This is a genomic window from Glycomyces algeriensis (assembly GCF_027622855.1).
GTDB classification, from domain to species: Bacteria; Actinomycetota; Actinomycetes; order Mycobacteriales; family Micromonosporaceae; genus Glycomyces; species Glycomyces algeriensis.
The window spans coordinates 9,815-19,536 of sequence record NZ_JAPZVR010000026.1 but is presented as its reverse complement, the minus strand read 5'-3'; the positions used below and the strand labels follow the sequence as shown (position 1 = coordinate 19,536).

The 9,722-nt window shown below is 71.0% G+C and carries 1 protein-coding gene; it reads left to right on the top strand.

All coding sequences use genetic code 11. The features are described from left to right. The first annotated feature begins 33 nt into the window (after positions 1 to 33). Positions 34 to 9,663, top strand: a complete 9,630-nt coding sequence (locus O2L52_RS24545; RefSeq protein ID WP_270118856.1) for a Tc toxin subunit A-related protein — start codon at positions 34 to 36, stop codon at positions 9,661 to 9,663. Positions 9,664 to 9,722: the final 59 nt, after the last annotated feature.

Here is a 9,722-nt window from a genome sequence, read left to right as displayed (position 1 = left end):
ACGACGAACCGCAAGACACAGAAGGGAACGAACATGAACCAGCCCAAGCGGCCCGTCGGTCAGCGGCATGTCGGCCAGCGGCATTTCAGTCCGGAGGCGGTCCGCAAGCTCGCGCTGCCCGTCGAGGCGGCCCCGCCCATGCCCGGCGGCGACCCGGACCGGACCATGGCGATCCACCTCCCGCGCCGGCCCGAGGAGTCCACCGGGAAGCCCGTCGCCGCGCTCCACGCCGCGCTCGCCAAGCTGAAGCAGCCGGTCGACCCGGCCGAGGTCGGCGCCTCCCGACTCGGACCGTCCACACGCGACGCCATACGCCGCGTCCAGGTCTCCGCCGGACTCATGCCCACCGGCATGGTCACCCCCGAGACCGCCGCCCAGATCAAACGCGAGCTCGAGCACCGCTACTTCACCGCCGCCCCGCACCGCGCCGCGAAGATCCAGGGCCTGCTCACCGCCCTCGGCCACCGCATCGACCCCGACGAGCTCTCCGGTCGCAAGGTCGGCCCCACCACCGCCGCCGCGCTCGCGCAGTTCCGCCAGCGCACCAAGTCCCGCGGCGTCTCCTGGTGGGTCGACGAGGGCCTCGTGCAGCGCCTGCGCTCCGAGGAGCTCCAGTCGCGCCTGGGCTCCCGCACCCAGTTCGGCAAGGCCCAGCGGACCCTCTTGCGCGCCTTGAAGATCGCGAGCCTCGACGCCTCCATCCCGGCCGACGAGCTCGGCGCCCGCCAGCCCGGCCCCGGCACGCAGGCGGCCCTGCTCGCCTTCCAGGACAAGTACAAGCTGCCGGCCTCGGGCCGCTTCGACCTGGCCACAATGGAGAAGGTCGAGTCCGTGGCCGCCTCGAAGCCGCTGCCCGCCAAGCAGCTGAAGGTGAAGTCCGCACTGGCGCTCTCGCCCCTGAAGCGCCAGGCGAAGCTGAACATGCGCGGCGGGCACGTGGCCGCCGCGCAGCAGGCCCTCGCCCACTTCGGGTACGCCGTCCCCATGTCCGAACACGGGGAGGCCCGCTACGGCAAGGCCACCCGCCTGGCGGTCCTGGCGTTCCAGGCCGACAGGTTCCTGCCCGCGACCGGGCAGCTCGACGGCCGCACCCTCAAGGCCCTCAACCTCAAGATCGCGAACGCCCTGCCCGACCACCTGCAGGCCGTCCCGCACTACCGGCTGCGCGGTTCGGTCCGCGACGAGCTGTGGCGCCCGGTCAAGGGCGCGCAGGTGCGCCTGTCGTTCCGCTCGATCGACGGCGAGGGCCCGCTCATCGCCACCCGCGTCACGAGCGAGGCGGGCTTCTACGACATCGCGTACGACCCGCCGCGGGACGCGCAGACGGGTGCGGTCGCCAAGCCGCTGCACCTCATCGTGCAGTTCATCGGGCCTGACCAGACCCCGCTGGGTTCGCGGATCCTGTTCAACCCCACGCCGATCCAGTGGACGAACCAGACCATCGGCGACCGCCCGTACCGCGGCCCGTCGCTGTACGAGCGCCAGCGCCCCGCCCTGGACGCGGTGCTCGGGAGCCTCGGGGTCACCGATCTCGTGGAGGACGGCGACCGCAACGACATCACGGTCGCGGCGATGGAGGCCGGGCTGACGCAGTACGAGGTGATGCGCCTGGTCCTGGCCGTGCGCGTGGCGAAGCACGTCGGGCATCCGGCGCTCGGCGCGGCCCTGTACTTCGGGTTCATCGCGCAGGGGCTGCCCGGGTCGCTCCCGGAGGAGCTGCTGACGGCCACGGACGAGTGGACGCGCATCGAGGCGATGACGGCCGAGATCGCGGCGGGGATCCTGCTGCTGGGCCCGGAGAAGCAGTCCGCGGCCTTCGCGCGGGCCGCCGACGAGAACATCATCCCGATCGGCCTGGTCCGCGACGAGGAGGCGGTGCTGACGACGCTGGCCGCGCGTTCGGTCGGCGCGGTCCTGAACGCCCCGCCCGTGGGCGGGGACGCGTCGCTGAAGTCGCTGCTCGACGTCTCGAAACTCGAAGCGGCCCATTACGACACGGTCGGCTCGCTGCTGCTCCAGCACGGCGAGGCGAGCGAGGCGTTCTGGACCGACCTGACGGGCGCGGCCGAGGACCTGGGCGGGAACGCGGTCGTCGCCGACGTCGCGGCCGCGATCGAGACCGCCGCGATCGCGGCGGGGCACGCCCCTGCAGCGGCGTACTTGAAGGCGCAGCTCGACGATCCGGACGTCCCGGCGCTGACGAGCCCGCGCCACCTCGCGGGCCTCTCGACGGCCCAATGGAAGTCCGTGGTCGAGGCGACGGGCTTCCCGGCGGACACGCCCGGGGACGACCCCGCGGCGGCGTACGCGCTCCAACTGGAGGCCACGGCCGCGGCCCACTATCCGACGTTCGCGCTGGTCGCCGAGCTCGCCCGCACGGACGGGCACGGCCTGGTCCTGCTCGACCGGGCGAAGACCTTCCTCGACGACCACCCGGACCTCGAACTGAAGACCACGGGTCTGGACTCGTACGTGCAGGCCAACGCGATCGAGCTCGACCCGGACCTCCACAGTGAACTGCGGGTGCAGCAGCGCGCGGTCCGCCTGGCCCCTGACCACAAGGCCGCAACGGCCCTGCTGTCGGAGCAGCTGCACTCGGCCGCGCAGATCGCGTCCCTCGACCGGGCCGAGCTCGCCGCGAGGCTGAGCCCTCACGAAGGTGTGAGCGCCCATGCCGTCGCGATGATCCACCAGACCGCGCAGATGTCGTACGCGTACGTCCTGTCGCAGCTCGCCACGTTCCAGGGCGACTACGCGCCGGGGCAGTTCCAGGTGTTCTCGGGCCAGTCCATCACCCTCGAGGACGCCACGGGGGTCCTCGGGGACGTGCCCGACCTGGCGCTGCTGTTCGGCTGCCTGGACTACTGCGAGTGCAGCCACTGCGAATCGGTGTACGGGCCCGCCGCGTACCTGGCGGACCTGCTCCGGTTCCTTTCCACGCGCCCGGCGAAGTCCGGTGCGTCGCAGAAGATCCTGCAGGTGCTCCAGGCCCGGCGGCCCGACATCGACGACCTCCTCCTGAACTGCCCCAACACGAACACGCCGCTGCCGTACCTCGACCTGGTGAACGAGCTGCTCGAGCGGGCCGTCCCGACCGGTGTCGCGGCGCCGCAGCCGCAGACCACGCGCACTGCCGCGGAGCTGCGCGCCGTCCCCGAGCACCTCCACGCGCCCGCGTACGAGAAGGTCAAGACCGCCCGCTTCCCGCTGCGCGGCGCGTTCAACGCCTGGCAGGAGGAGGCCCGGGTGATCCTCGCGCACCTGGGCGTGCCGAGGCACGAGCTCATGCGCCTGCTCGGCCCGGCCACGGCCCTCGCGGGCACGTCCGCCGCGGGGGAGTACTTCGGACTCTCCACGCTCGACGTGCAGCTCGTGACCACGGCCGCTCCGGCGCAGGTCACCCAGGACGAGATCTGGGGCCTGGACACCACGGACGGCGAGGTCGGCGTGCTGCCGTTCCTCCGCCATGCGGGCCTCTCGTACACCGAGCTGCTGACCCTGCTGGACACCGAGTGGATCCACATGGGCGGCGCGATCGAACTGGTCCGCCCCGAGGGCACCTGCCTGCTGGAGGAGCAGTCGCTCACCGGGCTGGACCCGTCCCGCTACGACCGCGTGCACCGGTTCATCCGGCTGTGGCGGCACACGCCGTGGAGCCAGGTCCAGCTCGACCGGATCCTGCGCGCGCCCGGGCTCGCGAACGGGACCCTCGACGCGGCGGCCCTGCGCCGCCTCGCGGCGTTCGCGGAGCTCGCGAAGCGCCTGCGCCTGACCCCTGAGCAGGCCCTGATCCTCTACGCGCCCTTGAGCACCGAGCCGGGCCCGGACGAGACGCGCTCGCCGTACGCGGACCTGTTCGCCAACCCGAACCTCCTCGATCCGGTGGACCCGGCGTTCGCGCTGCCGCTGCCGGGGACCGAGCCGATGGCCGCACACCTGCCGGCGCTCGGCGCGGCCTGGCAGGTCGGCGAAGCCGACCTCACACTGCTGCTGGCGCGCACGGGCGCGAACCTCACGGTCGCCGACCTGACGACGCCGCTGCGCTACGTCCTGCTCGCGAACGCCCTGCGCCTGCCGATCGCCGAACTGCTGTCCTTTGCAGACCTCTCCTCCGACATCCCCGCGCTCTTCGGCGAGCCCGCCGCCACCGCGAGGCTCGCCGACCGCTTGGCGGAGGTCAAGGCCGCCGGGCTCCAGGTCAACGAGGTCGACTGGCTCCTCAACGACCGGCCCGAATCCGCACTGGGCCAACGGGTCGAGGCCATCGCCGAGCAGCTCGACGCCCTGCGCGAGAGCCTGCGGACCACGCCCGCCGACGAGGTGAACGGGCAGATCGCGGCCACCGTCGCGGCCACGTTCTCCCTGCCGGACGAGCAGGCCGTCACACTGCTGGACCTGCTGCGCCCCGCCGAGGCGCTGTGGGACGTCTTCGCCGACCCCGACTTCATGGCGGCCGACGACGAAGGCGTGTACGCCAACCCGATCACCGAGACCCAGTTCGGGGACCTCTTCGAGGCCTGGCGGCTCCTCCACAAGGCCGCTTACCTGTTGCGGCGCATGCGCATCGACACCGCCGACCTGCCGTGGCTGATGGACCGGGCCGCCGACTTCGGCTGGCTCCACCCCGGCGCGCTGCCCGTGGCCGCCGCCGACCCGGCCGTCCCGCTCGAAGCGTGGCGGCACCTCGCCGCCTGGATGGGCCTGCGGCAGCGCTACCCCAAGCCCGAGGAGTCGGGCTGGCCCGAGGTCTTCGACGCCGCCGACGCGGGCGGCCCGATCGCGGACGTGCGAACGTCTGTGGCGGCCCTGACCGGTTGGGACCCGGTCGATCTGGAGGACTTCGACGGGAACGACCCGGCGTTCTACACCGATGTGGACCGGCTGGCGAAGGCCCGCGTGACCGCCGACGCCCTGCGCCGCCTGGGCGTCCCGGCCGCGGACGCGCTCCAGTGGGTCGACCGCGACGACGACGTCGCCCACGCGCAGCGCCTCGCCACCGAGCACCTGCGCCAGACCATGAAGTCCAAGTACGACACCGGGGCGTGGCTGTCGCTCATGCCCGACCTCCAGGACCCGCTGCGCGAGGCCCGCCGGGACGCGCTCACCGCGTACCTCATCGAGCATTCGCTGCGCACCACGCCGGAGACGGTCAGCGCCGAGGGCCGGGAGTGGGCGAACCCCAAGCACTGGAAGGACACCAACGACCTCCAGCGCTGGTTCCTGCTCGACACCCAGATGATGGCCGTCCAGCAGACCTCGCGCCTGAAGCAGGCCATCAGCGCCGTCCAGATGTTCGCCCAGCGGTGCCTGCTCAACCTCGAGCAGCCGCTGGTGCGCATCACCGCCGACGCGATGGCCGACACGACGTCCCTGGACTCGTGGAGCCAGTGGGAGTGGATGAGCGGCTATCGCCTGTGGGAGGCCAACCGGAAGGTCTTCCTCTACCCCGAGAACTGGATCGAGGCGGAGCTGCGCGACGACAAGACCCCGTTCTTCAAGGAGATGGAGGACCAGCTCGCCCAAGGGGAGCTGACGGACGCGAACGCCGAGAAGGCCTACCGCGACTACCTGCGCAAGCTCACCGAGGTCGCGCACATGCAGACCCTCGGGATCTGCCACGAGCAGACGCCCGGGGCGAACCGCGTGCACGTCGTGGCCCGCTCGGCCGCGCAGCCGAGCCACTGCTACTACCGCACCCTCGACGTCGCGTACGGCGAGTGGACCGGCTGGGAGCGGATCGACGTCGACATCGCCTCCGAGCAGGTCCAGCCCGTGGTCTACCGGGGCCGGCTGCACCTGTTCTGGCTCCAGTTCGAGGAGAAGACCCAGAAGCCCAAGCGCCAGCCCCCCGCCCAGATCACCGACAAGCCCGGGACGACGGCCGACCCGGCCGGGTCCCTGGAGATCGAGCTGTGCTGGTCCGAGCGGACGCCGGACGGGTGGACGGCCCGCCGCACCTCGGGGGAGAAGCTCATCCACCCGTGGCCGCGCCCGCGCTCCTCGTACACGCTCAAGCCGCGCCCGCGCGACGGCCAGCTGTGGCTCGACGTCTATATCTCCACCTCGCCGGAGTTCAACGACAACCGGTTCTACGACGAGTTCAGCGACTCGCACGAGCGGCTGACCAAGCGCCGCCACTCGGTCCTGTACTGGCCGTGGCACTCCTCGTCGTTCGTGTTCACCGGCGCGGTCGTCGACCTGAAGATGAAGCCGCTGTACGGGAACTACACGGAGCGCTCGAGCGGGACGCTGGTCACGGCCGACTCGCTGTGGCATGTGCGCACCAACTTCGGCGAGAAGGGCCGGGGCATCAAGACCCTGGAGGCCGCCGAGCGCGGCCCGAAGCTCCGCAAGCCCGGGACGATGCGCTACGCGAACGGCCGCCTCGGCGCGGTCGGCTCCGCAGTGGACGTCATGATCGGGTGGGAGGACACCCGGGCGCTGCTCTCGAGCGCCCGCACCCCCTCCGAGCTCGTGATGGCCCCGGGCACCCGGCAGTACAACGAGCACGCCGGCAGCCCGGTCATCTACCAGGACCGCCAGCGGGCCTACTGGCTCAAGCGCACGCAGGTCACCCAGACCATGACGTTCTGGTACGGCGCGCCCGGGAGCATGACGCTCATCCACGTGCCGGTGACCACGATCGGGCACCGCTGGTTCCCGTTCTGGCACCCGTACGCCTCGGACTTCCTGGCGGCCTTGGACACCAAGGGCGTCGAGGGCCTGGTGACCCGCAAGCAGCAGAGCATCGCGCCGAACTCCGAGACGACCTTCTCGTACGGTCCGCAGCCGGGCAACGCGATCGACCCGACCGCCCAAGGCGGTGTGGACTTCACGCGCGGCGGCGCGTACGCGGCCTACAACTGGGAGCTGTTCTTCCACGCGCCCATGCTCATCGCCGCGAAGCTCACCGCCGAGCACCGCTTCGAGGAGGCGATGCGCTGGTACCACCGGATCTTCGACCCGACGAGCACCGACGGGGCCGAGGCGCCGCAGCGGTACTGGATCACGAAGCCGTTCTTCGACAACTCCGGCGAGGACTACCGGCAGCAGCGGATCGAGTCGATCCTCGGCGACATCGGCAGCCACCTCGATGAGCTGCGGGCCTGGAAGAACCACCCGTTCTCCCCGCACACGATCGCCCGCCACCGCCCGGTCGCCTACCAGAAGACGATCGTCATGAAGTACATCGACAACCTCATCGGCTGGGCGGACCAGGAGTTCCGCCGCGACACCCTGGAGTCGATCAACCAGGCGGTGCTGCTGTACTCCCTCGCCGCCGAGATCCTGGGCCGGCGCCCGGAGAAGGTGCCGCCGCCCGAGCGGGAGGACAAGAGCTACGCGCAGCTGACGGCCGAGTCGGCGCTGGACCCGTTCGGGAACCAGGACGTGGCCGCGGTCCTGGAGGGGTTCGCCCCGCCCGTTGACATCGGCATCCCCGACGCCGAACCCGACGAGCCGCTGCCGCACCTGGAGGTCAAGTACTTCGGGATCCCGGTGAACGACAAGCTCCTCGGCTACTGGGACACGGTCGCCGACCGCCTGTTCAAGGTCCGCAACGGCCTCAACATTGAGGGCGTCTTCCGGCAGCTCCCGCTGTTCGAGCCGCCGATCGACCCGGGCATGCTCGTGAAGGCCGCCGCGGCCGGCGCCGACCTCTCCTCCGTCCTGAGCCTGTTCACGGCCACCGACACCCGCTACCGCTTCCCCGTCCTGGCCGCCCGCGCGGTGGACCTGTGCTCGGAGCTGCGGGCCCTGGGCGAGAAGCTGCTGCGGGTGCTGGAGACGCGCGACGCCGAGTCGCTGGCGCTGCTGCGGGCGAGCCAGGAGGTCGTGATCAACCAGGCGATCCAGACCGTGCGCGAACTCCAGGGCGACGAGGCCGTCGCGTCACGGGCGGCGCTCGAAGCCGGCCGGGACGCGCTGAACACCCGCATCGCCTACCACGGAAGCGTCCCGCGGATGAACAGCTGGGAGATCGCCGGGGTCGTCCTGGAAACCTTGGGGCTCAACGGGAACGCGGTCTCGGCGGTCATGTCCGGGGTGGCGGGCGCGGCGAACCTCATCCCCGACTTCAGCATCGGCATCGCCGGGTTCGGCGGCTCGCCGAACGTGAGCATGTCCATCGGCGGCTCCAACGTCGCGGGCTTCCTGTCGAACACCGGCGCGATGGTCAACGGCTTCGCCGGGATGCTCCACACAGGAGCCGGGATGGCCCAGAACCAGGGCCGCTACACCCGCGACTTCGAGGACCACCAGTTCAACCGCGACCTCGCCGCCGACGACCTCGCGCAACTGGAGGCCCAGATCATCGGCGCGCAGGTGCGCGAGCAGATCGCCGCCGCCGAGTTGACGAACCACCTCCAGGTGATCGCCGACTCCGAGGCGGTCGAGCACTTCCTGCGCACCAAGTACACCAACAAGCAGCTGTACGACTGGATGCTCGGCAAGGTGTCCACGGTGTACTTCCAGGCGTACCAGATCGCGTTCGACATGGCGATGCTCGCGCAGCAGTCCTACCAGTTCGAGCTGGCCGAGCCGGACGCCTCGTTCATCCAGTTCGGGTACTGGGACTCCTTGAAGAAGGGCCTGCTCGCGCCCGAGCGGCTCACCAACGACATCCGCCGCATGGAATCGTCCTATCTGGAGAAGAACGCGCGGAACCTGGAGATCACCAAGCACGTCTCGCTCGCGCAGGTCGACCCCCTGGCCCTGCTGGCGCTCAAGCTCACCGGGCGGGCCGCGATCCGGCTCCCGGAGTGGATGTTCGACCTCGACTACCCCGGCCACATCCGGCGCCGCCTCAAGTCCGTGGCGCTGTCCGTCCCGTGCGTCGTCGGCCCCTACACGTCGGTGAACTGCACGCTCGCGGTCACCAACAACGGGGTGCGGCTGACGGACGCGACCGCGGGCGGCTACGGCGACCCGCTCGTGGGCGGGGACGCGCGGTTCTGGACCAGCCCGGTCCCCACCAAGGCCATCGCCACGAGCCACGCGGTGAACGACCGGGGCATGTTCGAGCTGCGCTTCGACGACGAGCGGTTCCTGCCCTTCGAGGGCGCCGGCGCCGTCAGCGAGTGGACGATCGCGCTCCCCAAGGCGCACAACCAGTTCGACCTCGCCTCGATCACGGACGTGGTGCTGCACCTGGACTACACCGCCCGCGCGGGCGGGCCGGGGCTCATCGCGCTCGCCGAGGCCAACCTCGACGAGGTCCTGCCGACCTCCGGCGCGGTCCTGTTCGCCCTGGAGGAGCAGTTCGGCACCGAGTGGTTCCAGATGCTCCACCCGAACGACGAGGACGACGACCAGGAGCTGGTGTTCAACCTGACGACGGCGCACCTGCCGTTCTGGGCGAAGGTGCGGGCGGCGACCGAGCCGGTGAAGGTCTCGGCGGCCGACCTCGTGATCGACACCGTCCACACCGACGCGTTCACCGTCACCTGGCGGCTGCCCGGACAGGCGTCGTCCAGCGAAGTGCCGGGCGCGAACGACCCCGGTTTCGGCGGCGCCCCGCATTCGTCGGTGGCACCGGTGCCGGCCCCGGCGATGCTGGGGGAGTGGCGGTTGAAGCTCAAGCGGGCGGTTGCGACGGATTACCGGTCGCTGCTGGCCGAAGATGTGCGCCGCGCTTACCTGATGGTGCAATTCGACATCGGCTGAACAGCCGATTGATCCGTTGACAGGCCCGGACGCCTTGACTCCCAGGGCGTCCGGGCCCT

What these genes read in the sequence shown, in the direction of transcription:
- O2L52_RS24545 (WP_270118856.1), top strand. Translation starts at nt 34, where the DNA reads ATGAACCAGCCCAAGCGGCCCGTCGGTCAGCGGCATGTCGGCCAGCGG.